General features: G+C 74.0%; 17 protein-coding genes and 1 other RNA gene. 7 read left to right on the top strand and 11 right to left on the bottom strand.

Features of this window, described 5'->3' with window-relative positions; all coding sequences use genetic code 11:
* Positions 1-152 precede the first annotated feature (152 nt).
* Positions 153-3,437: a BTAD domain-containing putative transcriptional regulator gene (locus tag G011_RS0109540; RefSeq protein ID WP_019608263.1), complete on the bottom strand. Its 3,285-nt coding sequence runs from the start codon at positions 3,435-3,437 to the stop codon at positions 153-155.
* A gap of 310 nt (positions 3,438-3,747) precedes the next feature.
* On the opposite strand from G011_RS0109540, the gene G011_RS0109535 reads away from it, so the two are divergent.
* From G011_RS0109535 to G011_RS0109525, 3 genes are all read left to right on the top strand, one after another.
* Entirely contained in the window at positions 3,748-4,404 is a 657-nt protein-coding gene (locus G011_RS0109535; protein ID WP_019608262.1) for a YbhB/YbcL family Raf kinase inhibitor-like protein, read from the top strand.
* 353 nt (positions 4,405-4,757) lie between these two features.
* The gene (locus G011_RS0109530; RefSeq protein WP_026338169.1) at positions 4,758-6,962 is read left to right on the top strand and encodes a hypothetical protein; all 2,205 of its coding nucleotides are present in this window, start codon (positions 4,758-4,760) and stop codon (positions 6,960-6,962) included.
* A gap of 340 nt (positions 6,963-7,302) precedes the next feature.
* Positions 7,303-9,666, top strand: coding sequence for a SulP family inorganic anion transporter (locus G011_RS0109525; RefSeq protein WP_019608261.1), 2,364 nt, complete (start codon positions 7,303-7,305; stop codon positions 9,664-9,666).
* Here G011_RS0109525 and G011_RS32055 read toward each other — a convergent pair.
* The 6 genes from G011_RS32055 to G011_RS0109500 all read right to left on the bottom strand — a co-directional run bounded on the left by G011_RS32055 (position 9,615) and on the right by G011_RS0109500 (position 13,952).
* Positions 9,615-9,764 carry a hypothetical protein gene (locus tag G011_RS32055; protein ID WP_013153920.1) on the bottom strand — a complete coding sequence of 50 codons (150 nt, stop codon included), beginning with the start codon at positions 9,762-9,764 and terminating at the stop codon, positions 9,615-9,617. The genes G011_RS0109525 and G011_RS32055 overlap by 52 nt on opposite strands.
* Before the next feature lie 372 nt (positions 9,765-10,136).
* An RNA gene (rnpB, locus tag G011_RS30565) (RNase P RNA component class A) lies at positions 10,137-10,522 on the bottom strand.
* A 52-nt stretch (positions 10,523-10,574) separates the two neighbouring features.
* On the bottom strand, positions 10,575-11,216 hold the full coding sequence (locus tag G011_RS0109515; protein WP_019608260.1) for a histidine phosphatase family protein: 642 nt from the start codon (positions 11,214-11,216) through the stop codon (positions 10,575-10,577).
* Complete coding sequence (locus tag G011_RS0109510) at positions 11,213-11,974, bottom strand: zinc ribbon domain-containing protein (RefSeq protein ID WP_019608259.1); 762 nt, start codon at positions 11,972-11,974, stop codon at positions 11,213-11,215. Before G011_RS0109510 ends, G011_RS0109515 begins: the two co-directional genes overlap by 4 nt.
* A 98-nt stretch (positions 11,975-12,072) precedes the next feature.
* The gene (locus G011_RS0109505) at positions 12,073-12,936 is read right to left on the bottom strand and encodes a Nif3-like dinuclear metal center hexameric protein (RefSeq protein WP_019608258.1); all 864 of its coding nucleotides are present in this window, start codon (positions 12,934-12,936) and stop codon (positions 12,073-12,075) included.
* A 53-nt stretch (positions 12,937-12,989) separates the two neighbouring features.
* Positions 12,990-13,952 carry a YafY family protein gene (locus G011_RS0109500; protein WP_026338168.1) on the bottom strand — a complete coding sequence of 321 codons (963 nt, stop codon included), beginning with the start codon at positions 13,950-13,952 and terminating at the stop codon, positions 12,990-12,992.
* Between the two features lie 62 nt (positions 13,953-14,014).
* Between G011_RS0109500 and G011_RS32855 the strand changes: the two genes are divergently transcribed.
* Together G011_RS32855 and G011_RS0109490 are read left to right on the top strand one after the other, a co-directional pair.
* The gene (locus G011_RS32855; protein WP_019608256.1) at positions 14,015-15,427 is read left to right on the top strand and encodes an FAD-binding oxidoreductase; all 1,413 of its coding nucleotides are present in this window, start codon (positions 14,015-14,017) and stop codon (positions 15,425-15,427) included.
* A 173-nt stretch (positions 15,428-15,600) separates the two neighbouring features.
* Positions 15,601-16,464, top strand: a complete 864-nt coding sequence (locus tag G011_RS0109490) for a deoxyribonuclease IV (protein WP_019608255.1) — start codon at positions 15,601-15,603, stop codon at positions 16,462-16,464.
* An 18-nt stretch (positions 16,465-16,482) separates the two neighbouring features.
* Here G011_RS0109490 and G011_RS0109485 read toward each other — a convergent pair whose 3' ends face one another.
* Together G011_RS0109485 and G011_RS0109480 are read right to left on the bottom strand one after the other, a co-directional pair.
* Positions 16,483-17,145, bottom strand: coding sequence for a helix-turn-helix domain-containing protein (locus G011_RS0109485; protein WP_019608254.1), 663 nt, complete (start codon positions 17,143-17,145; stop codon positions 16,483-16,485).
* Positions 17,146-17,244: 99 nt separating this feature from the next.
* Positions 17,245-18,555: an MFS transporter gene (locus tag G011_RS0109480; RefSeq protein ID WP_019608253.1), complete on the bottom strand. Its 1,311-nt coding sequence runs from the start codon at positions 18,553-18,555 to the stop codon at positions 17,245-17,247.
* 230 nt (positions 18,556-18,785) lie between these two features.
* Here G011_RS0109480 and G011_RS0109475 point away from each other — a divergent pair, with 230 nt between their 5' ends.
* Both G011_RS0109475 and G011_RS0109470 read left to right on the top strand, forming a co-directional pair.
* Positions 18,786-19,136, top strand: a complete 351-nt coding sequence (locus tag G011_RS0109475; RefSeq protein WP_019608252.1) for a hypothetical protein — start codon at positions 18,786-18,788, stop codon at positions 19,134-19,136.
* Positions 19,137-19,529: 393 nt separating this feature from the next.
* A complete protein-coding gene (locus G011_RS0109470; RefSeq protein WP_036552457.1) occupies positions 19,530-21,893 on the top strand; it encodes a Tex family protein in 2,364 nt (787 codons plus the stop codon).
* Positions 21,894-22,188: 295 nt separating this feature from the next.
* On the opposite strand, the gene G011_RS0109465 is transcribed toward G011_RS0109470, so the two are convergent.
* Together G011_RS0109465 and G011_RS0109460 are read right to left on the bottom strand one after the other, a co-directional pair.
* Positions 22,189-24,222 (bottom strand): CocE/NonD family hydrolase, encoded by a 2,034-nt coding sequence (locus G011_RS0109465; protein WP_019608250.1) that lies wholly within the window; start codon positions 24,220-24,222, stop codon positions 22,189-22,191.
* The gene (locus G011_RS0109460; protein ID WP_019608249.1) at positions 24,222-25,520 is read right to left on the bottom strand and encodes an acetyl-CoA carboxylase biotin carboxylase subunit family protein; all 1,299 of its coding nucleotides are present in this window, start codon (positions 25,518-25,520) and stop codon (positions 24,222-24,224) included. The genes G011_RS0109465 and G011_RS0109460 overlap by 1 nt, the downstream gene beginning before the upstream one ends.
* Positions 25,521-25,531: the final 11 nt, after the last annotated feature.

Raw genomic sequence — 25,531 nt, 5'->3', positions numbered from 1 at the left:
GGTCGCGCGGCCGCCCCGGCTCCTCCGGGGCGGCCGCGCGCCGTTCGGCGGCGCCTCCACGGACGGGGAACGGCTTCCGGGCCACCGCCTCCGCCCCGCCGGAGCACGCACACCCCGCCGGGAGGCCGGCCCCGGGCACGGCTGGCCGGGGGTCAGGCGCGCTCCGCGCCACCGGGCGCGCCCTCGGCCAGCCAGGCGTCCACGAGCCCGTGGATCCGGTCGGCGCTCACATCCCGGACCCCGGCGAGGACGAGGTCGTACTCCCGTCCGCCCAGCTCCCGGCGCGCGCTCTCGCGGGCCCGCACCACGAGGGGCGTGGCGGTGTCGGGCATGCCGCGCAGCACCTCGGCGCAGGCCAGCAGCCAGGCGCCGCGCCGCGGGTCGTGTCCGACGGCCATCACGGCGAAGGTGTCCAGGACCTCCGCGCACACCGGGCCCAGGCCGTGGTCGGCCAGCCGCCAGGCGCGCCGGGCGTGTTCCCAGGCCTCCCCGGTGTCACCGGCCCTCCAGGCGACGGTCGTGTACAGGGTCCGCCAGCCCGCCTCCACGTAGACGGGCGAGAACCCGCCCAGGCCCTTGAGGTCCTCGCCCGCCCGGTCCAGGACCGCGCGGGCCGCGTCCGGCTCCCCCGCCTCCCGCAGCCACTGGCCCTCGGCCAGGCGCAGCAGCACCATCTGTTCCTTCTCCACGGGCCGCTCGGAGCCGAGGAGCCCCCGCAGGTCCTCACGCGCGGCCTCCAGGTCACCGAGGTCGGTGAGGACCTGGGCCCGGCGAACGCGGAACATCCAGTCCAGCGCCTCCAGCCCCGCCTCCTCGGCCCTGCGCACGCCGAGGGTGAGCAGGTCGCGGCAGCGGTCGAGGTCCTCGAACCGGTACAGGTCCACGGCCTGGACGAGCGCCTGGCACTCGCCCCAGGTGTCGCCGCACGCGCGGAACTGCTCCAGGGCGGCGTTCGCGCGCTCCATGGACCGCCCGGTGCGCCCGTTGACCGCGTCGAACAGGGACAGCAGCACCCCCACGAGGGCCCGCATCCATGGGTCGGCCTGGTCAGCCGCGACGGCGAGGCGTTCGTGGGCGGCGCCGGTCGTCCCCTCCAGCAGCGCCGTGTAGACCAGGCCGTAGACGAGCATGGGGTGCTCCTCGGCCCGCTGTCCGGCCTCTTCCAGGACGGCCTCGACCTCGCGTATGCGCTCCAGCACCGTCTCGTGGTCGGTGGTCGTGTCGGCCCGCTGGAACAGGCAGCTGGCGTAGGCCACGGCGCGCCCCTCGGGCACCCGGTCGCCGACCATGTCCAGGACGTCCACGGCCCACTGGTGGAGCTGGCGCCAGGAGCCGCACAGGGTCCAGTACCACTGGGTGCACTCGACCAGGTCCAGGGCCAGTCCGGCGTCGCGCCGCTCGACGGCCCAGCGCACGGCGGCGCCGCAGTTGTCGGCCTCCGCGGCCAGCCTGGCGAGCAGCTCCCCCTGGCGCGGGCCGCGCAGCAGCGGGTCGGCCCAGCGCCACAGGTCGCGGACGTGGCGGGCGTGCGCGTCGCGCACGCGCTCCTCCTCGCCGCTGCTCGCCAGGCGTTCGGCGGCGTAGGCACGCACGGTCTCCAGTTGCCGGTAGCGGGGCGGGGTGTCGTCACGGTCGGGGTTCTCGGCGACCACCAGGGACTTGTCGACCAGGGCGAACAGGACGGTCCACGCGTCGTGGCCGCCGATCTCCCCCTCGGTGCCGGGGTCGGCGCAGACCCGTTCGACGGCCTCCAGGGTGGCTCCCCCGGCGAAGATCGACAGGCGGCGCAGCAGGCGGCGCTCGGGTTCGTCGAGCAGGTCCCAGCTCCAGTCGACGACGGCGCGCAGGGTGCGGTGGCGCGGCAGCGTCGACCGGGCGCCTCCGGTGAGGAGCCGGAAGCGGTCGCGGAGCCGGTCGGCGAGCTGGGCGGTGCTCATGGAGCGCAGGCGCGCGGCGGCCAGCTCCAGGGCCAGCGGCAGGCCGTCCAGCTCGCGGACGACGCGGACGACGTGGGCGGCGTTGTCGGGGGTGACGCGAAAGCCCGGACGCACGGCGGCGGCGCGTTCGGCGAACAGGATGACCGAGGAGCAGGCGGCGGCCCGGTCGGCGGAGGCCCCCTCGGGCGGCATGTCCAGGGAGGGGACGGTCAGGAGCTGTTCGCCGGGCACCCCCAGGGGTTCGCGCGAGGTGGCCAGGATCCGCAGGCCGGGGCAGCGGGCCAGCAGCGTCGCCACGGCGGAGGCGACCTCCTCGACGATGTGCTCGCAGTTGTCCAGGACGAGGAGGACGGGGCGGTCACCGACGAAGGAGACCACCCGTTCCAGGAGCGGAACGAGGGTGGCGGGGGCGTTGGGGGCCGCGGAGCGCGCCTGGAGCACGGCGTGCTCGCGCAGCTCCAGCGCGGAGGCCAGTGCCTGGGGGACGTCCGCGGCCGTCCTGGAGGCGAGTTCGACGAACCAGCCGCCGCGGGAGAGCAGGGAGGGAGCCCGCGCGGCCAGCGCGGAGGCGCTCTCGATCGCCAGACGGGTCTTGCCCGCGCCGCCGGGGCCCAGCAGGGTGACCAGGCGTTCGCGGATCAGCAGGTCGACGGCGGTGTCCACCTCGGTGTCGCGCGGCACGAAGCTGGTCAGGGAGGTCGGCAGGCGCAGGGGCGGGGCCGGAGCCGGGGGCGGGGCGGAGGGCTCGGCGGCAGGGGACGCGTCGAGTTCACCGCGCAGCAGCCTCAGGTGCAGGTCGCGCAGTTGGGGCGAGGGGTCCAGGCCCAGCTCGTCGGCCAGGTGGGAGCGGAAGCGCTCGTAGGCGGCCAGGGCGTCGGCCGTGCGGCCGGTGGCGGCCAGCACGCGTACGAGGAGCGCGAGGGGGCCCTCGCGGTGCGGCTCGCTTCGGCACAGGGCCTCCGCCTCGGGCAGGACCTCGGCGTACAGCCCCAGGTCGGCCAGGGCGGTCAGGCGGTCCTCCAGGGCCGCTCGGCGGGTCTCGGCCAGGCGCAGCGCCGTGTCCTCGGCCAGACCGTGCGCGGTCAGGTCCGACAGGGCCGGTCCGCGCCACAGGGCGAGGGCCTCGCCCAGGTCGCGGGCGGCGTCGGCGGCCCTGCCCGCGGCGAGCCCGGCCCGCCCCCGCCTGACCAGGGACTCGAACTCGGCCAGGTCCACCTGGCCGGGCTCGACCGCCAATCGGTACCCCGAGGCGTCCCCGTCGATGCGCGCGCCCTCGCCCAGCGCTCGGCGCAGGCGGGAGACCAGGGCCTGGAGGGCGTTGCCCGCCGCAGCGGGCGGGCTCCCCGCCCAGACGGCGTCGGTGAGCTCGTCGTTGGCGATCCGCTGGCCGGGCCGGAGCAGGAGGAGGGTGAGCAGCGTGCGCAGGCGCGCACCGCCGATGGCGACGGGTCGCCCGGTCGCGTCGTGGACCGCTAAGGGCCCGAGGATGGAGAACCGCACCGACCCATGATCACCGATCGTACGGACGAACGCTCTCCGTGAGGAGCCGTTCCCGTCCCGTTCCCGCCGGGCCGCGACCGGCGGGGGCGCGGCCGGGGTCGCGGGCCTTCGCGTCCCGCGCGGGAGCGCACGGGCGCGGACGGGAGACCGAACGCCCGCCTGACCGCAGTAGGGTTCGCTGGGGAACGTGTCGTCGGCGCCCGCCCGCGGAGCCGCCCGTTCCCCGCCGGTCCGGCGCCGGGTCTCCTCCGAGCGCCGCACCCGCGTCACCGAGATGTTCGCCTCCACGGCCCGAAAAGCAGGAGTCCCATTGTTCCCGGCCCTCCCCTTCCCCCGGACCACCGGTGCGCCGAGTGCGGCCCGCCCGTCCCCCGGTACGCGCGCCGGCGCGGTGGCGGCCGGGGCCGTCGTGGCCCTGACCACGGGCTGCGGGATCCTCTCGCCCGCGCAGAACGGCGACATGCCCGACGACATCAACGTCACCAGCCCGCTGATGCAGGAGGGCGAACCGCTTCCCGCGGCCTACTCCTGCGAGGGCGCGGCCGAGACCACCGCGGAGGGCGAGGGCGACACGGGCGGCTCCGAGGACCCCGAGGAGGCCCAGCAGGCGTACTCGCCGCCGCTGAGCTGGTCGGGGCTTCCCGACGAGGCCGGGTCGATCGCCCTGGTGGTGGACGATCCGCAGGTGGCGCAGGTGTTCTGGGTGGTCTACGACCTGGACCCCGAACTCGTCGAGCTGCGCCAGAACACCGTTCCGGCCGACGCCAAGCAGGGGCAGAACAGCATCGGCGAGTCCGCCTACGACCCGCCCTGCCCCGAGCCCGACGAGGCCTACGAGTACCGGTTCACCGTGTACGCCCTCCAGGGCCCGCTGGACCTGCCCGAGGGCGCGACGCTGAGCGCCTCGCTGGAGGCGATCGCGGACCAGGCCGTCGCACGCGGTTCACTGGTCACGCGCAGCGAGTGACATAGTTCACCGCGGGCGTTACCTCCGGATCGGCCCCGGACGACCCGACGGATCCGGGGTCACGGTGATTCCTGGAGGAAGCTCCCGTAGCCCTCTGCACACGGAGCACGACAACGCATACAGTGGGTCTGTGCCCCCCGCCCCATTTCAGATGACCGATACTCGTCCACTCGCCGCGCGGCGCCCTGACCCGAAACCGCACCGGACCGCCTGCGTCCCCCCGCGAGCGCAGGCCGAACCCACCGGATCACCGCGGTCCCCGGAGGTCACCGCCTCCCCTCGACCGGCCTCCTCTCGGCCGGTCACCGGTGCGACCCGGGCGCGGCCGACCTCCCCAAGGTAGTGCGTACACCATGACCGTCACCGTCATCATCATCATCGCCGTCATCGTCGTGCTCGCCGTGCTCGTGCTCCTGCTGCTGGGCATGCGCGCGCTGAGCTCCGGCTCCCGCGAGGACGACTACGACGACGAGTACGAGCACGAGGACGCCGAGGGCGACGACCGCGACGAGGAACGGCCGCGCGGTCGCGGACGCGGCCGGGAGCGGGCCCGCGACGGGGGCCGGGGACGCGGCGGGACCCGGGGGCGCGACCTCGACGAGGACGAGGACGACGGGGAGCCGGAGCCGCGCGGACGCAGCCGCAGGTCCCGTCAGGGCGACGGCGCCAAGGCGGAGCGGCGGCCCCGGGGCAGGCGCAAGCTCGACGCGGACTGGGACGACGATGACGACTCCCTGTCCGACAACGACTTCTGGTCGAGCCTGGGCGAGGACGGCCCCGCGCAGCGGCCCTCCGGTGCGCGGGACGGGCGCGGTGACCGGGACTCCGCCGTCACCGTGACCGCCCACGAGTACGAGGACGACGACTACGACGACGGGTACGGGGACTACGAGGACGAGGAGGCCTCCGGACCCCCCGGAGCCACCACGGTCATGCCCGCCGCGGGAGGCCGCGGGAGCGGCGACCCCTCCGCCGACCTGGCCGTGCTGGCCAGCCTGGGCCAGGGCAGCGGGCCCCAGCCGGCGGAGGAGGACGGGGAGGAGCCGTCGCGGGGCCGGGGCCGCAGGCGGCGCGGGGCCGAACCGGTCGGCGAGGACGAGCGCGCCCTGCCGCCGGGGGCTCCGCCGCGTTCCGCGCTTCCCCCCGCGCGGGAGGCCACGCCCCCGCAGGGCGTCCCCCAGCCCTCCCAGCCCGCCGCACCGGCCGCCTCGGTCTCAGACGACCCCCTGGGCACCGGTTCGTGGTCTCCCCGTTCCTCCTATTCACCCTCCTCGACCGATCCGCTGGGATCCTCATCCGGCACACGCGACCCGCTGGGGACCCCGGCCGGCACGCACGACCCGCTGGGGACCCCGGCCAGCACGCACGACCCGCTGGGGACCGCCTCGGGGCGCGACCCGCTCGGCGGATCCGGTTCCGTCCCGTCCGCGGGGGACCCGTTCCAGGGCCGCTCGTCCTACGACAGCGGGTCGATGAGCCGCTCGGACTACCCGGGAACGGCCGGTGCGCGGAGCGCGCCCCCCGCCGACCCGCTCGACCCGGCCTTCCAGCGCCCGACCCCGGGCACCGGCACGAGTTCGCCGATATGGTCCAGCATGGACACCGGCGCGCACCAGCGCTCCGAGCTCGGTTTCGGCGGCGGGCAGGGCGGCGCGGGCACGGGCCAGACCTCCCCGGGCGGCGCGGTCGATCCGGCCGACCCCCTGAGCGGTGGTTACCGGTCGCGGCCGGAGACGTCCCACACCACGGGGACCCACCAGCGCTCGGCCTACGACACGGGGTCCCACCAGCGTTCGTCCTACGACACCGGAGCGCACCAGCGGTCCTCCTACGACACGGGCGCCCACAGCCACGCCGACTACGGCATGTCCGGCACCGGACGACCCGAGTACGACACCGGCAACCACACCCGCCCCTCCTACGACACCGACTCCTTCAACCGCAACGACTACGACACCGGCACCCACCACCGCTCCCCCTACGACACCGGCGCCCACAGCCGCCCGGCCCAGCCGGACCCCAACCCCCCGCTGTGGGGTCCGCAGGAGGACGGCGGCGCCTTCGGGGCCCCGGGCGTCCACGGCGGTCCCGGCGCGGCGGGCTTCCCGGGCGGAAGCGCGGTCACCGGGGCCCCGGAGCCTCCGGCGCCGTTCGACCAGGGGTCGGTCGGCCAGCCCGCCTACCCGTCCGCGTTCCCGGGTGAGGCTCCCGGGTACCCGCAGGGCGGTTACCCGACGGGCGGCTATCCGGTGGACCAGGTGCGCGGGGACGCCCCGGCGGGCTACGGCGCACAGGCCCCGTTCGGCTATCCGGCCGGGGGCACCGGCGGCTACCCCGGTGTCCCGGGCGGCTACCCGTCCGGCGGACAGCCCCAACAGCCCCAGCAGCCGCAGCAGCCCGGCTACGGCGGCTTCCCGCCCGCGTCGGACTGGCAGGCCGGCGACGAGGAGCGGCACCCCGGCGGGCCGCAGGCGCCGGAACCGTACCCGTCCGACCCCCGCGACCCGCACGGCCGCAACCGCTACGAGGGCGGGTACGAGGACGGCCGCTTCATCTGATCTTCCGGACGTCCGCAACACGCGGTAACGACCCTTTTCCGGCCCCCGGGCTGCACGAGAGGTACATCACTTCACACCCCGAGGCGGTGGGCGAGGCCACCACCTCGGGGTTTTCTCTGTCCTGATTTGTCCCCAGGACATGTGAAGACAGGAAAATGGTTACCAAAGGAGCAACAGTCCGTAACACTCCGTGGCGGATACTGGCTACAGTTGGTAGCGCGAAGGACACCCTCAGGGACATTCTCTCATCCCGTGTCTCCACGCACGCCCCCCGACCCGAACACCGCAGTCCCCGTGCGCCCACGCATCACTTGCCTGGTCCAACCCGAATGGAGTAACCATGCGCAACGACGCCCAGGGAGTCACGCCCGAGAGGCCGCCCACGGCCTCACCCGGGCAACGTTTCGACCGCCACAGGGGGATCGCCGCCGACGTCGGCGCCTCACTGGTGGTCTTCCTGGTCGCCGTCCCCCTGTCCCTGGGGATCGCCGTCGCCTCCGGCGCCCCCCTCATCGCCGGGATCATCGCCGCCGTGGTCGGCGGGATCGTCGCCGGACTCGTCGGCGGGTCCGTGGTCCAGGTCAGCGGCCCCGCCGCCGGCCTGACCATCATCGTCGCCGACCTGGTCATGACCTACGGCTGGCGGGTGACCTGCCTGATCACCCTGCTGGCCGGGCTGGTCCAGCTCGCCCTCGGCGCCTTCCGCATCGCCCGGGCCGCCCTGGCCGTCTCCCCCGCCGTGGTGCACGGCATGCTCGCCGGGGTGGGCGTCACCATCGCCCTGGCCCAGCTGCACGTGGTCCTGGGCGGGGAACCGCAGAGCTCGGCGGTGGCCAACATCGCCGACCTGCCCCACCAGATCGCCAACAACCACACCCCGGCCGTCGCGGTCGGCGTCATCACCATCGCGATCATGTTCACCTGGAACAAGCTGCCCTCCCTCGGGCGGCTGCGGCCCGCCGTGGTGCCCGCCGCGCTGGTCGCCGTGGCCACTGCGACCCTCATCTCCACCACGAGCGGCTGGCAGGTGCAGACCGTCGTCCTGCCCGGCTCCTTCGCCGACGCCTGGAACGGCCCGATGCTGCCCGAGGCCGGGCAGTGGGACGGCATCGCCCTGAGCGTGGCCGCCGTGGCCATGGTCGCCAGCGTCGAGTCCCTGCTCGCCGCGATCGCCGTGGACCGCATGCACAGCGGCCGCCGGGTGATGCTCAACCGCGAGCTGTGCGGCCAGGGCGCGGCCAACACCATCAGCGGCGCCCTGGGCGGGCTGCCGGTGGCCGGTGTGATCGTGCGCAGCACCACCAACGTGCGCGCCGGGGCGCGCAGCCCGCTCTCGACCATCCTGCACGGCGTGTGGATCCTGCTGTTCGTCGCCCTGTTCGCGCACGTGGTCGAGCTGATCCCGATGCCCGCGCTCGCGGCGCTGCTGGTGTTCATCGGCGTGCAGATGGTCTCGATCGCCCACCTGCGCGACCTGCGCCGCCACCACGAGGCCAGCGTCTACCTGGTGACCCTGTTCGGCGTGGTGTTCCTGGGGCTCCTGGAGGGCGTGTTCATCGGCTTCGGGCTGGCCATGATCGTCTCCCTGCGCAGGCTCACCAAGCTGACCGTGACCACCGAGGAACGCGACGACCGGGTGCACATCACCGTGCACGGCTCGCTCACCTTCCTGGGCGTGCCCCGGCTCGCGCACGTGCTGCGCACCGTTCCCTCGGGCTCACGGGTGGACCTGGACCTGCACGTGGACTTCATGGACCACGCCGCCTTCGAGGCCATCCACGCCTGGCGGGTGGACCACGAGCGCACCGGCGGCAGCGTCGACATCGACGAGGTGCACGAGAAGTGGTACACGCGCAGTTCCACCCGGTCGGCGCCCGCCGCCAAGACCGCGCCCGGCGGCCTGGCCCGCTGGTGGGCCCCCTGGGAGATGCGCGGTGACGGCGACCGCGGGGTGAACGCGCTGGGCCTGCTGGCGGCCGGTGCCCGCGAGTACCACGCCAGCACCACCGACCGGATGCGGTCGGTGATGAGCCGCCTGTCGCACGGCCAGAACCCGACCGCGCTGTTCGTCACCTGCGCCGACTCGCGCGTGGTGCCCAACCTCATCACCGCGAGCGGGCCCGGCGACCTGTTCACCGTGCGCAACCTCGGCAACCTGGTGCCGCCGCGGGAGGCACCCGACAACGGTTCGACGGGCGCGGCGATCGAGTACGCGGTGAACGTGCTGCGGGTGCCCTCGATCGTGGTGTGCGGCCACTCGCACTGCGGGGCGATGCAGGCCCTGCTGGAGAAGGCCCACCTGGAGACGGACGAGCAGGCGTCGCACATGCGCCGCTGGCTGTCCCACGGCTCGGAGAGCCTGGCGCGGGTGGGCGAGGAGTCGGGTGCCCTGTCGGGCCTGCCCACGGCTGAGGCGCTGCGCCGCCTGGCCCAGGCCAACGTGGAGGCGCAGATCGGCAACCTCGCGAGCTACCCGGTGGTCCGCGAACGGGTGGAGGCGGGCGAGCTGACTCTGACGGGGATGTACTACGACCTGGAGACGGCGAGGGTGCACCTCCTGGACGCCGAGACGGGGGAGTTCGTCCCCGTGCAGGACGTCCAGGACGTGAACGACCCCGTGCCCCACCCGAGGACGGATGCGGACCACGGGGATCAGCTGGTGGAGGAGTCCTCGTCGGGCGCGTCGTCGCGTCCGTCCTGCTGAACGCCTGAGGCCTGATAGGAGGCGAGCAGGACGATCACCACGATGGCCACGACAGGCAGACCGAAGAGAGCCACCCAGAAGGCGGTGGAGTCGAACAAGATGCACCCATTCCCGTGAACGCGGATGCCCGCTGGGTCCGACCCCGGACGTCGGCCCACGGGCGTACGCGCTCCGGAGCTCGCCCGGGGTAGGGAGCGCAGGGGCCAATCTATCGGTGCGCGCGGGCAGCGGGCCATCACCGGCGGGCTGTAGGACTGTACCCGTGCACCGGGAGTGGCCCTCCGACCCGCCGCCCGGGGGCCGCGCCCGCCGGAACACCACGGGTGGGACCGCGCCAGCCCGCCTCAGGCGGGGAGAATCCGGACGCGGAGCGATCGGCCCGCTCCCGCTCTCCGGCTGGTCCACCGTCCGGGACAGAACCGGAACACGGCCGTCTCCCCCGCGCCGCGCGCCCGGTCAGGAGGGTGTGTGAGGGGAGTCGGCCGGTAAGCCGGATTCTGTCGGTTCCGAGGAACCGGGCGGCCATCCATCTGGGACCGCCGTTGCCGACGGCCTCGGTGCGGTCTACCCGCGGACTCGGGCGGGCCGCCCTCGAACATCCGCGCGGGAACCCGCAGGTTCCCTTTTTGACCTTGCTCCGGGTGGGGTTTACCGAGCCGACCGGATCACTCCGGCCGCTGGTGGTCTCTTACACCACCGTTTCACCCTTACCACCGCGAGCGGTGGCGGTCTGCTTTCTGTGGCACTGTCCCGCGGGTCACCCCGGGTCGGTGTTGCCGACCACCCTGCCCTGTGGAGTCCGGACTTTCCTCGAACACGCGCACCAGGCGCGGTCCGCGACCGCCTGGCCGACTCCCCTCGCCGCCCATTCTACGCCCGCCGCCGCGGCCCCGTTCCCCCTCGGCCCCTCACTCCAGGTGGGCGGTGTCGTTGAGGGAGCGCACCACCATGGGCCCGTCGGCGAACACGTCCACCTCGGTCAGGCACGCGGTGTCCAAGTGCATCCGGTACAGCGCCTCCAGCGGGGCGAGCAGGGCCTGCTGCACCAGCGCCTTGATGGGGGTCACGTGGGTGACCACCAGGACGGTGCGCCCCCGGTGCCGCTCGACCAGGGCCCGGCGGGCGGCGTCCACCCTGCGGGAGGCCGCGGCGAAGCTCTCCCCGCCGGGCGGCGCCGTCTCCGGGTCGGCCAGCCACCGGTCCACCGCGACCGGGGCCCGCGCCCGCGCCTCGGCGAACGTCATCCCCTCCCAGTCGCCGAAGTCGGTCTCGACGAACCCCTCGTCGATCTCCACCGGCAGCCCAAGCGCCTCGGCGGCGTGGGCCGCGGTGTCCCTGGTGCGGCGCAGCGGGGAGGACACCACCGCGTCGAACGGCCGCGGGGCCAGGCGGCGCGCGGCCGCCCTGGCCTGTGCGTGCCCGTCCTCGGTCAGCGGGATGTCGCCCCGTCCCGCGAAACGGCGCTCCACCGACAGCGGCGTCTGCCCGTGCCGCAGCAGGACGAGCCGGGTCGGCGCGGTGTCGGGCGGTGCCCCCCAGCCGGTGCTCACTGCTCGGTCCGGCCGCCCAGACCCGACTCCTCGGTGCGGACCAGGATGCGGCGGCAGTCCTCGCAGCGCACGACCTCGTCGGCGGCCTGGGCGCGGATCTCGTTGAGCTCGACGGTGCTCAGCGCGAGCTTGCAGCCCCCGCAGCGGCCGTAGCGCAGCGGCGCCGCGCCCACACCGCCGTACTGGGCGCGCATCTTGTCGTAGAGGGCGAGCAGGTCGGCGGGGATCTCCTCGGCCACGCGCTCGCGGTCCTGGGTGGTCCGGGTGCGGTCCCACTGGATCTCGGCGGCGGCGGTGTCGCGGCGGGCCACGACCTCGGTGTGCTCGGCCACGAGGCGCTCGCGCTCGGCGGTCAGGCGGGCCACCGTGGCGTTGAGCTCCTCGGCGCGCTCCATCACCTCCAGGACGATCTCCTCCAGCTCGGCCTGGCGGCGGCCCAGCGAGGTGATCTCCGACTGGAGGTTCTGGAGTTCCTTGGCGTTGGTGATCTGCCCGGACTCCAGACGCTTGGCGTCCCGGTCGGCGCGCGTGCGCACCTGGTCGACGTCGCTCTCGGCCTTGCGCTGCTGGCGTTCGACGTCGGAGACCCCGGTCTGCGCGGTGATCAGCTCGCTGTCGATCTGGTCGACCCGCTCCTTGAGCCGGGCCGCCTCGGCGACCTCGGGCAGGGTTCGCGCCCGGTGGTCCAGGCGCTGGAGGTCGGTGTCCAGGTCCTGGAGGGTGAGGAGTCTGGCCTGTGCGGCGGGTTCGGCTTTCACGTGTGACGTCTCCTGTGATGGCTGGGGAGGGCGAGTACGCCGCCCGCGCTCTACTCTGTGCAGTTTGGTCGGCGACCCCGCGGGGCCCGTGGTCTCTCTCAGACGTGTGAGACGGCCTGTGACCAGGCGTCCGTGACCGTCGTCGAGACGCGGACCTCCACGTTAGCCCCATCCGGGCCGCCCGCGCGCCCGAGTGCGTCGACCAGGTGGCGCGCACCGTCGGCCAGCCAGGGCCACTCGCTGGCGAAGTGGGCGGTGTCGACCAGGGCGGGGCCGCCCGGGTTCTCCACGAACTCCGAGGCGGGATGGTGGCGCAGGTCGGAGGTGACGAACACGTCCACGTCCGCGGCCCGGGCCGCACCGAGCAGGGAGTCCCCCGCTCCCCCGGACACCGCGACGGTGTTCACGATGCGGTCCGGGTCCCCCGCGACGCGGATCCCGGCCGCGGTGGCGGGCAGCCCGCGGGCGACCTGCTCGGCGAACTCGCGCAGGAGCACCGGCCTGTCCAGGGCGCCGATCCGGCCGATGCCGCGGCGCCCCTCGGGGTCGGTGGCGTCGGGGTCCAGGGGCCGCAGCGGCCCGGTGAGGCCGACCGCGCGGGCCAGCGCGTCGGACACGCCGGGCGAGGCGGTGTCGGCGTTGGTGTGCGCGGTGTACAGGGCGGTCCCCGACCGGATGAGCCGGTGCACGATCCGACCCTTGGGGGTGTTGGCGGCCACGCTGGTGACACCGCGCAGCATCAGCGGGTGGTGGGTGATGATCAGGTCTGCGCCCCAGGTCAGGGCCTCGTCGACGACCGCGTCGACCGGGTCGACGGCGAACAGCACCCGCGCGACCCGTTGCGCGGGGTCGCCCGCCACCAGCCCGACCGCGTCCCAGGATGCGGCCCACACGGGCGGATAGACCCGCTCGAAGGCGGCGGTCACGTCGGACAGGGTCGGGTGCGCGGAATCGGTGTTCACGGCCCCGACCCTAGCGCTCCCGCGGCCGGTCGCGGGCCATCGGCGGTCGCGGTTCAGGGAGGGGCCAGGCGAGCGCCGACCTCCCGCAGGCGCTCGACGACCCCGGGCGGGGCGTCCAGCGTGAAGGGGACGCCGAGGGCCAGGGCCGCCGCCGTGTACTGGCACACCAGGTCGAGGGAGTCGGCGCTGATCCGGATGCGGCAGCGGTGGTCGTCCAGCGGTTCGACACGGCCGGGCAGGGGGCCGTAAAAGCGGCTGTGGAAGTCCTCGGCGGACAGCTCCAGGGTCAGGTGCGCGGTGTGTCTGTAGACGCCCGCGGCGAAGAGCCGGGTGAGGAAGGCCGCCGGGTCGGGCGCGGGCAGCGGCCTCGGCTCGAACCGCCGGTGGGTGGGCCGCGGGCCGCTGACCCGGTCCACCCGGAAGGTGCGCCAGTCGTCGCGGTCGGTGTCGTGCGCGATCAGGTACCAGTGCCCGCCGTGGGAGACCAGGTGGTGCGGCTCGACCCGGCGACCGCGGGCGTTGCCCTCCCGGTCGCGGTAGTCGAAGTCGGTGACGGCCAGGTCGCGGCAGGAGGAGGCCAGCGACCCCAGGACGGCGGGGTCCACACCGGGGACGTCGGGGTGGGGCACCGCGCTGGTGGCGCCGCCCACGGCGGCCAGCCGAGGGCGCAGGCGGGCGGGCAGGACGCGTTCGAGCTTGGCCAGGGCGCGCAGCGCGCTGTCCTGGAACCCGGTGGCGGTGGCCAGCCCCAGGGCGATCGCGACGGCCTCCTCGTCCTCCAGCAGCAGCGGGGGCAGGTCGCGTCCCGAGGCCAGGCGGTAGCCGCCCGCCACCCCGGGCGTGCCCTCCACCTGGTAGTCGAGCCCGCGCAGCCGTTCGACGTCGCGGCGCAGGGTGCGGGCGCTGACGCCGAGCCGCTCGGTGAGCTCCGCGCCGCTCCACTCGCGCCGGACCTGGAGCAGGGACAGCAGCCGCAGCAGCCGCTGCGGCATCTCCCCGCGTACGGATCGGCCCATGAACGCAGCCTGCCAGAGATCGCGGTCATGTTGTGACCGCATGGGTTTCTACGGTGGCCCACATGAACGAGAACAACGAGAACACGGGCACCGAGAGCACGACGAGCGACACGGACACCCTGCGGGACCTGACCCGACGGGTGAGCGGACCGGTGCACGCGCCCGGGACCGACGCCTACGAGGGGGCCCGCACGGGAATGCAGCTGCTGGACCGGCACAGTCCCGACGCCGTGGTGGAGCCGGTCGACGCCCAGGACGTGCGCGCCGCCGTGGCCTGGGCCTCGGAACGGGGGCTGCGGGTGTCGGCCCATCTCACCGGGCACGGGCTCGGCGCGGGTATGGCGGGCGGTGTCCTCCTCGCCACCCACCGCATGGACGGGGTACGGGTGGACCCCGACCGCGGCACGGCGTGGGTGGAGGCCGGGGCCACCTGGCAGACGGTGGTCGACGCGGCCGCCGAACACGGGTTGGCGCCCCTGTCGGGCAGTTCCCCCGCCGTGGGCGCGGTCTCCTACACGCTCGGCGGCGGCGTGGGGCTGCTGGCCCGCCGGTACGGGTTCGCCGCCGACCACGTGCGGCGCGTGGACCTGGTCACCGCCGACGGCCGCCTGCGGCAGGTCACCGGGGACGACGACCCCGACCTGTTCTGGGCGGTGCGCGGCGGCGGCGCGGGCGCGTTCGGCGTGGTCACCGGGATGGAGATCGCCCTGTTCCCGGTCCCGCGGATCTACGGCGGAAGCCTGCTCCTGGACGCCGGAGCCGAACCGGGGGTGCTGGAGGCCTGGCGGCGGTGGGCCGAGTCGGTGCCCGAGGAGATGACCTCGGGGGCCTCCGTGATGGTCTACCCGGACATGGAGGGCGTGCCCGAGCCGATGCGCGGCCGCCAGGTGGCCCAGGTGTCGGTGGCCTGGTCGGGCCCGGTGGAGGAGGGGGCGAAGGTGGTGGAGCCGCTGCGCTCGGCCGCCCCGGTGCTGGGGGACACCCTGCGCGAGATGCCCTACGACGAGTCGGGCGCGGTCTTCGACGAGCACCAGGACCAGGCGGGGTTCCGCGGCCGCAGCGTGCTGGTGGACCGGCTGGACGGAAAGGCGCTGGCCGAGCTGACCCGGATGACGGGCGAGGCGCCGTTCTTCTGCGTGGTCTGGCTGCGCCACCTGGGCGGGGCGCTGGCCCGGGAGCCGCGGGTCGCCAACGCCGTCGGGCACCGGGACGCCGCCTACGCGCTGACGGTGCTGACCTTCGCCGAGACCGGGGACACCGGGGCGATGCGCGACCTGCGCGAGCGGGCCGCGGCGCTGTTCGGGCCGCACGCGGTGGGCCGCTCGTCCACGCTGGGCTTCGGGCCGATGGAGGAGGCCGAGGTCCGCGAGGTCTTCGACGAGGACGACCGCGCGCGGCTCGCCCACGTCAAGGCCGCGTACGACCCGCGCGGGGTGTTCCACTCCAACCGGCCGATCCCGCCCGGGGGCTGGTGACCGGAGCGCGACCCGCGCAGGACCCGCCGCCGGGAGCGCACACCGCTTCCGGCGGCCCCGGCACGCCCCGCCCGCGACCGGGCTGGACGGCGGCCGCCCCCGCCTCCCCGGTCGGGCGGTGTGAGCACCGGCACGGACCGACGGCTCCGACCGGCCTCTAGGCTTGTTGGGCTATGGAGAAGAGCGAGCAGCAGCGGCCCCCGTCCCCGGTCGGCGCACACGTCCCGGTCGCGGGCGGCATGGCCGACAAGGGCCTGGCCTACGCCGGGGAGATCGGCGCGGAGGCGGTCCAGGTCTTCGTGTCCAATCCGCGCGGGTGGGCGACCAACGGGGGCGACCCCGCGCAGGACGCGCGGATGCGCGAGCGCACCGACCTGCCCGTGTTCGTACACGCCCCCTACCTGATCAACCTGGGCACCCCCGGCGAGGAGACCGCCGAGAAGTCGGTGCGCTCCCTGGAGCACGCGCTGCGCCGCTCGGCCCAGATCGACGCGCTGGGGGTGGTCGTGCACACCGGCTCGGCCGTCTCCGGCGGACGCGAGGTGGGCCTGTCGCGCACCCGCGAACGGCTGATGCCGCTGCTGGAGAGGCTGGGCGAGGACGTCCCGCCGGTGCTGCTGGAGCCGATGGCCGGTCAGGGCCAGGTGCTGTGCGCGACCATCGACGACCTGGCCGCCTACTTGGAGGTGCTGGAGTGGCACCCGCGCGTGGGCGTGTGCCTGGACACCGCGCACATGTTCGCCGCCGGGCACGACATCTCCACGGTGGAGGGCATGCGCGCGGCCCTGGACCGCTTCGGCGCGGTGGTCGGCGCCGACCGGTTGAAGGTCGTGCACTGCAACGACTCCAAGGCCGCGTGCGGCAGTTGCAAGGACCGGCACGAGAACATCGGCGCCGGGCACATCGGCGCGGAGCCGTTCGGTGAGCTGTTCCGCCACCCGGTGAGCGCCGGGGTGCCGCTGATCCTGGAGACCCCGGGCCCGGCCGGTCCGCACGCCGCCGACGTGGCCGCGCTCAAGAAGCTGCGCGAGGCCTGAGGGGCGGCCGTCGGGCGGTCAGTCCCGCTCGGCGGCGGTTCCGTCCGACCTGCCCTCGGCCTCGGGCAGGACCGGGAAGAGGGCGGTGTCCACCTGGACGACGTCGGTGTCGGGGTGGCTCTCGGGGGTCCGCCCCTGGAAGCGTCTCCCCCAGGAGCTGAGGAAGTCGTGGAGCGCGTCGGCGAACTCGGCCGCCTCCTCCGGGGTCATCCTGGCGTGGCTGGTGGAGTCGTTCGCGGCGTCCTTCCACCTGCGCACCGCGGGCAGGTCGGGACTGTCGGAGACCAGTGCGGTCCAGTCCGCGAACCGCCTCCGCCTCTGCTGGTAGAGGCGGTCCAGGACGGCCTGGGCGATGATCCTGGTCTCGGGGTTGCTCAGGAACTCGTGCCCGGACATGCTCCAGCCGCCGGGGCGCATCCGCCACCAGCGCTCGCGTCCGCCCGTGCGCCCCGGTTCGTTGTCGATGAACCCGTAGCGCGACAGTTGGCGCAGGTGGTAGCTGGTGGCGCCGCTGCTCTCCCCCAGGCGCCGGCCCAGGATGGTGGCGGTGGCCGGGCCGTTGAGCCTGAGCTCGTCCAGCAGGCGGGCGCGTAGCGGGTGGGCCAGGCCCCGCAGGGCTTGGGCGCTGACCCGCATCCGCTGGTCGGAGTCGGCGGGGACGTCGGGGTCGTCGTCGGTCATGGCCCTCACCGTACTGCGGCGACCCTTCCGCAAACAGTCCGCTGCAAAGCTTTCTTGGTGCCGCTGGCACATGTGTCGTCCTCCTGGAGCGCGGCGGGGTCAGCGCTCGTCGGCGGCGGAGGCCACGGCCTCGTCGGACAGCCGCGCGCACTCGGCGACGGCCCCGCGGAAGACCAGCGGCGTGGCCACCATGACCAGTCCGCCGACCAGGAAGGGCAGGGCGAGGTCGATCCGGCCCAGCAGGCCGCCCAGCAGCGCGCCGACCGGGGACAGCCCCCACCCGACCATGCGGAAGGCGGCGGCCGCCCGGGCGCGCACGTGGGAGGGGACCACGGCCTGGAAGAACAGCGAACCGGACACGTTGGTCACCGTCAGGCACAGGCCCATCAGCCCCCAGGCGAGGGCGGCGAACCAGGCGTTGGGCACCAGGCCCACCGTCAGCAGGCACGCCCCCATCCCCAGGTAACCGCCCATCATGACCGCCCTGCGGCCGAGGCCCGCGACGAGCCGGGAGGCCAGCACCGCCCCCAGGACGCCTCCGACCGCGATCGACGCCAGGAAGAGCCCGTACAGGGCCGCGGGAACGCCCAGCACCTCCTGGGCGTAGAGGACCAGCACCGAGGTGGCCATCTGGATGCCGATCATGGACCCGGCGTTGTTGAACGCCAGGCCCCGCGTCAGCGGCTGGCCGAAGACGTGGGCGAAGCCCTCCCGCAGGGAGCGCAGGACGCCCTGGCCGGACCCCGCGCCCTCACCGCTCTCCGCGCTCCCGTTGGACTCGGTGGGCTCGGCCGGGGCGGGAACGCGCCGCAGCATGAGGGCGACGGTCACCACGAGCACGGCGCACAGGGCGTAGGTCAGGGCCGTTCCGGCCACGGGCAGGGCGGCGGCGACCGCGAAGAGCACACCGGCGACGGGGGTGGCCACACAGTCCTGGGCGACCAGGCGGCCGCCCTCCAGCCTGCTGTTGGCCCGGTCCAGCAGGCGGCCGGGCACGATCCGCGCCACGGTGATCCGGGTGACGGGGTCGGTGACCGTCTCGCAGCAGACCACCACGAAGATCGTGGCGTACAGGGCCCACAGGGTGGCGCCGCCGGTGGCGATCAGCACGGCCAGGGCCGTGACGGCGATCGCGGCGACCGTGCTGGAGACCGTCATGGCGCGGAGGCGGTCGACCCGGTCCAGCAGCACGCCCGCGAACGGCGCGACGAGCAGCCAGGGAAGGAAGCGCGCCACCACCAGCCCCGAGACGGCGAGCGGGTCGTGGGTGAGGGTGGCGGCGATCAGCGGCAGGGCGGTGGCCAGCATGCCGTCGCCGAGGTTGGTGAGGGTTCCGGCCGCCCAGAAGCGGTGGAAGACCCCGCCGAGGCGTTCGGTGCGCGGCGGTGCGGCGGGGAATTCGGTGGCCATGGAGGTCCTCCTGGGTTCGGGGGTGCCACCACCGTAAAACAAAGGTTTCTTTGCAAAGAGATACGTGCATAGATTTCTTTGCATTACTTTCGGGCGTACCGCCGTCACCCGTTGACAGGAGCGCGGGGAAGGAACCTCCCCGCCACGGGAAGCCCGTTATGGGCGACAATGGAGGACGTACGCCCCGGGCTCCGGGGCGGGTTCCGGCTCAAGGAATGAGGTGTCGCCGGATGGATCCGGTCTCCATGGTCTTCGGAGCCACGATCGCTCTCGGCGGGTTCCTGTTCGGCCGCCTGCTGACCAAACGCCAGGCGCGGGAGGCGCTCGACCAGCAGCGCAGGCAGGAACAGGCCCGCGCCCTGGGCACACCGCAAAGCCCCCAGCCCCTCTGCGGATGCGGCCACCACCTGGTCTTCCACGACCAGCAGAACAAGAGGTGCCAGACCCAGGTGGTCATCCCCGGCCGCTGGACCGGGCAGGCCAGCTCCACCTACCGCCAGTGCATGTGCCAGGGCTACCGGGGCCCGCTCCCCCTCGACGAGTACTACGCCCCCGACTACCTCAACGAGACCGACGGCTGACCCGGCGCGGGTGCGTCCCCGGTGGGAGGGTGCGGCGCGGTCGTCCACAGGCGGTGACGGGGGCTGGCGCGGACCGGCCCCTTCCGCTTTCCTGGAAGCGGGGAATCCGGGCACCGCCACCCCCGGGTTCCTCCCTCCCGACCGCCTCCGACCGCCTCCCTCACCTCCGACCGCACGGACCGGCCCCGCGCACGGAGGCCGCCCCGCCCCGTTCTTTGCGCAACCGCCCCGGCGAGGGCCCCGCGCCGCGTCCGCCGCTCCCCGCACGGGAAACCGGGCGAGACCACCGCCACAGTGCGCGAACCTGGGACACGGGGCAGACGGGATGACAATGTCGCTCCCCGCCACCAGAATGTCCCCGCACCGAACAGCCAGAGAGTGGACGTTTAACCAGTGACGACGCCTGTGACACCCACGATCGACCAGCGCATCGCCGAGGAACTCGGAGTGGGCGCACACCAGGTCACCGCCGCCGTCGACCTGCTCGACAGCGGATCGACCGTGCCCTTCATCGCCCGCTACCGCAAGGAGGCCACCGGAGCGCTGGACGACGCCCAGCTGCGCGCCCTGGAGGAGCGCCTGCGCTACCTGCGTGAGCTGGCCGAGCGCCGGACAGCGATCCTGGAGTCCATCCGTTCCCAGGGCAAGCTGGACGAGGCGCTGGAGGCCAGCATCCACGCGGCCGACTCCAAGGCCCGGCTGGAGGACATCTACCTCCCCTACAAGCCCAAGCGGCGTACCAAGGCCCAGATCGCCCGCGAGGCGGGGCTCGAACCCCTGGCCGAGGGGCTGCTGGCCGACCCCACCCAGGACCCCCAGGAGGCGGCCGCGGCCTACGTCGACCCCGACAAGGAGGTGGCCGACGTCAAGGCCGCCCTGGACGGGGCCCGCGCCATCCTGGTGGAGCGCTTCGCCGAGGACGCCGACCTCACCGGCGTCCTGCGCGAGCGGCTGTGGGAGAGGGGCCGGCTGGGCTCGGCCGTGCGCGAGGGCAAGGAGGAGGTCGGCGCCAAGTTCGCCGACTACTTCGCGTTCTCCGAACCGCTCACCCAACTGCCCTCACACCGCGTGCTGGCCATGTACCGGGGCGAGAAGGAGGAGATCCTCACCCTCACCCTGGAGCCGGAGGACGCCCCGGCCGAGAACGCCGACGGCACCACGCCCCGCAGCACCTACGAGAACGCCATCGCCCACCACTTCGGGATCGTGGACCGCGGCCGCCCCGCCGACCGCTGGCTCCAGGACACCGTGCGCTGGGGTTGGCGCACCCGCATCCTGGTGCGGCTGGACATCGACGTGCGCATGCGGCTGTGGCAGCGGGCCGAGGACGACGGCGTGAACGTGTTCGCCGCCAACCTGCGCGACCTGCTGCTGGCGGCCCCCGCCGGAAGCCGCGCCACCCTGGGCCTGGACCCGGGCCTGCGCACCGGGGTCAAGGTCGCGGTCACCGACGCCACCGGCAAGGTCGTGGCCACCGACACGGTCTTCCCGCACGCGCCCCGCCGCGACTGGGACGGCGCCATCCACAGCCTGGCCAGGCTGTGCGCCGCCCACGGCGTGGAACTGGTCGCGATCGGCAACGGCACCGCCTCCCGCGAGACCGACAAACTCGCCGCCGACCTGATCAAGCGCCACCCCGAACTCAACCTCACCAAGGTGATGGTGTCGGAGGCGGGCGCGTCGGTGTACTCGGCCTCGGCCTACGCCTCCGAGGAGCTGCCGGACCTGGACGTGTCGCTGCGCGGCGCCGCCTCCATCGCCCGCCGCCTCCAGGACCCGCTGGCCGAGCTGGTCAAGATCGACCCCAAGTCGATCGGGGTCGGCCAGTACCAGCACGACCTGGCCGAGACCAAGCTGTCGCGCTCCCTGGACGCGGTGGTCGAGGACTGTGTGAACGGCGTGGGCGTGGACGTCAACACCGCGTCGGTGCCGCTGCTGACCCGCGTGTCGGGCGTGACCTCCACCCTGGCGCGCAACATCGTCGCGCACCGCGACGCCAACGGCCCCTTCCGCACCCGCGAGGCGCTGCGCTCGGTGCCGCGCCTGGGCCCCAAGGCCTTCGAGCAGTGCGCGGGCTTCCTGCGCGTGTCCGGCGGCGACGACCCGCTGGACGCCTCGGCGGTGCACCCCGAGGCCTACCCGGTGGTGCGGCGCATCCTGGACCGGGTGGGGACCGACCTGCCCTCGCTCATCGGCAACAAGGACCTGCTGTCGCGGGTGCGCCCCGAGGATTTCGTGGACGACACCTTCGGTCTGCCCACGGTCACCGACATCCTCGCCGAGCTGGACAAGCCCGGCCGGGACCCGCGCCCGGCCTTCACCACCGCCACCTTCAAGGAGGGCGTGGAGAAGCTCCAGGACCTGACCCCGGGCATGCTCCTGGAGGGCGTGGTCACCAACGTGGCGGCCTTCGGCGCGTTCGTGGACGTGGGCGTGCACCAGGACGGCCTGGTGCACGTGTCGGCGCTGTCGTACAAGTTCGTGGAGGACCCGCGCGACGTGGTCAAGCCGGGCGACATCGTGAAGGTCAAGGTCCAGGACGTCGACATCCCGCGCAAGCGCATCTCCCTGACCATGCGCCTGGACGACGAGGCGCCCGCCCGCGGCGGCCGGGGCGGCCGCGAGGAGCGCGGCGACCGCGGCGGCAACGACCGACGCCGGGGCAACGGCGGCGGACGCGGCCGCGACAACAGCGGGGGCGCCGCCCCTCAGGGCGCGATGGCCGAGGCGCTGCGCCGCGCCGGTCTGGGCAAGTAACGCCCCTCGCCGCCGACGGGTGCGGGGAGGGTGCGACCGCCCTCCCCGCACCCGCGCCGCAACCGAGGGCCGGCACGGGCGTCACGAGCACCCCGGCCTGGCGGGCGTCCGGGCCCTGCGGCCCCTCGGTCCCTCGGGCGTCAGCCCCCCAGGCGAGGGCGCCCCGCATCGCAGCGCGTCGCCGGGTGCCCGCCCGCCGCCCCGGGCCCCGCGGCCCCTCGGGCGCGCGGGAGTCAGCTCCTCCCCGTACCCGCGGTGGCGGAGGCCGGTCGCCCCCGACCGGGCCCCGCCCGGGTCAGACGTGGTCCCGCGGGATCACCGAGGTGTAGATCTTGGTGGCCACGCGCCGCGTGCCCTCGTAGGCGTCCAACGTCGCGTGCAGGTGGAAGTCGGTCGCCGTGGACGTGAGCACCGTGTGGGTCCTGGTCCGCACGGACCAGTCACCGCGGGCGAAGCCCATCGTCCAAACCGCCTCACCACGGACCGAGTCGTGGTCATCGCCGACCCTGCTGTAGCGCTCCTCCGCCCGACGGGTCACCTCCAGGTCGATGTCGTCGAAGCGCACCGTCCCCAGGTCCTTGACCACCTCCAGCGCCGCCCCGTAGCGCACGAGGTCCTGGGTCAGGTCCCACCGCTCCTCGCCCGGAGCGACCCGGCTCGTCGCGATCGGGACGGTGCCCTCGGGCTCGCCGAAAGCGGCCACGCCCCGCCCGTCACCACCGCCCTCGACCGGACGCACCGGAAGCAGCACGCGGGTGTGCTCCCCCTGGAACACCGAGAGGGTCACCGGCTCGGGCGAGGGCCACACCAGCGGCCAGTAGGAGGTGGAGACCGAGACCCGCACCCGGTGCCCGGCCGGGAAGGCCTGGGCCACACCGTTGAGGGGGACCGACACGCGGTACCGGCGCCCGGGCACGAGCTTGCGCGGCCTCTCGTGGCCGTCGGCGTGGGTGAGGTTGAGCAGCCCGTAGGTCACCCGCGTGGCCTGCCCCTTGGGCGTGACGTCGCACAACCGCACCGCGACCATCGCGTCGGGCCGGTCCACCGCCAGTTCGAGTTCGACCACCGCGGAGCCCAGGATCTCCAACCTCCGGGGAAGCGGCACGCTGTCGAAGACGATGGACCCGCCGTCGTCCTCGCGCTGGTCGTAGGGCAGGTCCGGAGGGGCGTTGTACGAACACCACTTGCCCGCGTGCTGTCCGGTGGACAGCGGGGAGGACAGGGTCAGCACGTCCTCCCGCCCCGAGGGCTCCCCCTCCGCGAGCACCCGGCCCGCGCCCAGGTCGCGCGGTACCAGCGCGACGTCCGGCGAGGGCCACTCGCGCTCACCGACCCAGCGCCCCGGCCGGGCCTCGTAGGAGGTGGAGGGCGCCACGCTCTCCTGCATCCAGGCCCGCAGGACGGGCGCGTCCATCACGTCGTTGTCCACGCCCTTGAGCCAGCGGTCCCACCAGCGCACCACCTCCTGGAGGAAGCCGATGGCGGGGCCGGGCTGGCCCAGGTGCGGGTACTTGTGCGACCAGGGGCCCAACAGGCCCAGACGGGGGACGCTCAACCCCTCCAGCAGCCGGAAGACCGAGTTGGAGTAACCGTCGGCCCACCCGCTGACGGCCATGACGGGCACCCGGATCGCGTCCAGGTCCTCGGCCACCGAACCGTGCCTCCAGTACGCGTCCCGGTGCTGGTGGCGCAGCCAGGTGTCGAGCCACAGGCCGCTGTGCTCCAGCCGCTCGTGCCACATGTCGCGCCAGCGCTCACCGACCAGCTCCGGATCGGGCGGGCAGGAGTTGTAGGCGAACATCGTGGAGGCCCACGACAGGTTGTCCCCCAGCAGGCACCCGCCCATGTAGTGCACGTCGTCGGAGTAGCGGTCGTCGGTGGAGCAGGCGGTCACGATCGCCCGCAGGCTCTCCGGCCGCCGCGCGGCGACCTGGAGGGCGTTGAACCCGCCCCAGGAGATACCCATCATCCCGGTGCGGCCGTCGCACCAGGGCTGCTCGGCGAGCCAGGCCAGCACCTCCTCCGCGTCCAGGAGCTCGCGTTCCAGGTACTCGTCGGTGAGCACCCCCTCGGAGTCGCCGCTGCCGCGCAGGTCCACGCGGGCGCACGCGTACCCGTGCCCGGCCATGTAGGGGTGGTGCACCGAGTCGCGCTGCGCGGTCAGGTCGCGCCTGCGGTACGGGATGAACTCCAGGACCGCCGGCACCGGGGCCTCCTCGCTCCCCACCGGACGCCAGATCCGCGCGGCCAGCCGGACCCCATCACTGATCGGGATCAGGACGTACTCGTCCTCACGGACCTCGTGGGGCAGGTCGCTGACGGTCCTCATCACCGGACCCCCTCCTGTCGGACGTCGTCGGTGTCATGGATCGTGAAGGGCAGTTCCGCCACGCAGGCCCGGTACCTGCGCTCGCACTCCTCGCTGTCCCCGCCGCCCACGAACACCTGGGCCAGCTCGAAGCTGTAGCTGTCCTGGAGGGGCAGGTCGGAGAGCCACTGGCCCTGGCGCGCGACGATCTCCACCTTCGTACCCGGCGCCGTCTTCTCCGCACGCGCGACGTCCTCGGCGGTGGGCACCGCCGCGACGAAGCCGTCGCGGAAGCGGCGCAGGAACCACTTGGCGGCCACCGCGTACCGCCCGTCGCGTTCCAGCTCGGGTTCCTCCCCCAGCGCGACCCTCAGACAGATCTCGTGGTTGGACACCCCGCGCACGAGCTCGAACAACCTGGCGTGCGACTGGGAGTGGCGCGGGTTGATCTCCAGGAGCCGGACGTCGCCGCTGCGCGGATCGTGGAAGTACTCGATGTTGAAGGTGACGTCGTCCAGGCCGATCCGGGAGATCACCCGTTCGGACAGCTCGGTCAGGCGCGCGCCGACCTCTTCGGGCACCTTGGACGGGTACTCGTAGCGCAGGAAACTGGACGTGCCCGGGTAGCGGTGGGAGTCGACGATCCCGTAGACGTGGGGAACGCCCCGGCGGACGTAGCCCTCGACGGTGAGCTGGTCGCCCGTGGCCTCCTCCTCGGCCAGCGCGGCCGTGCCCCCGCACCCGGCCACCTCCGGGGGCAGCCGCAGCAGGTCCATCACCCACTGGAAGGACGTGCCGAAGCGCCCGGCGCCCGCCCTGATCCGGTCCATCGCCGCACGGAACTCGGCGTCGTCGGCGGCGCGGAAGGCCAGTTCGGAGGAGCACGACTTCACCGGCTTGACCCACAGCGGGTAGGACAGCCCCTCCGGTCTGGCCGTGGCGTCGAGGCCGACCTCGGCGAACCGGGGAACGGCCTCGGGGATGACGGCGCGCTGCTCCAGGCGGCTCCAGTACTTGTGCTCGCACCGGACGACGGCTTCCAGGGGCGCGCACGACAGCCCCCGGTCCCGGCACAGCAGCGGCACCAGCGAGCTGACCGGGAAGTCCCAGAAACCGATGACCGCGTCGACCCCCTCCCCGAAGGAGTCGAGCCTCCCGGCGGCCAGGGCCAGGACCGCGGGCAGGTCCACCGGCCTGTCCTGACCGATCTCGTCGAGGTCGAGCAGTTGGAGGAAGCGGTAGCCGCGTTCGGCGGGCAGCGAGCGCAGGACCTCCCGGTTCTGGTCGTCGAGCCCCAGGACGAAGACGTTCGTGGTCATCGGGCACCTCC

It is taken from the genome of Nocardiopsis sp. CNS-639 (assembly GCF_000381685.1).
Classification (GTDB): Bacteria; Actinomycetota; Actinomycetes; order Streptosporangiales; family Streptosporangiaceae; genus Nocardiopsis; species Nocardiopsis dassonvillei.
This window is presented reverse-complemented; position numbering and strand designations above follow the sequence as displayed.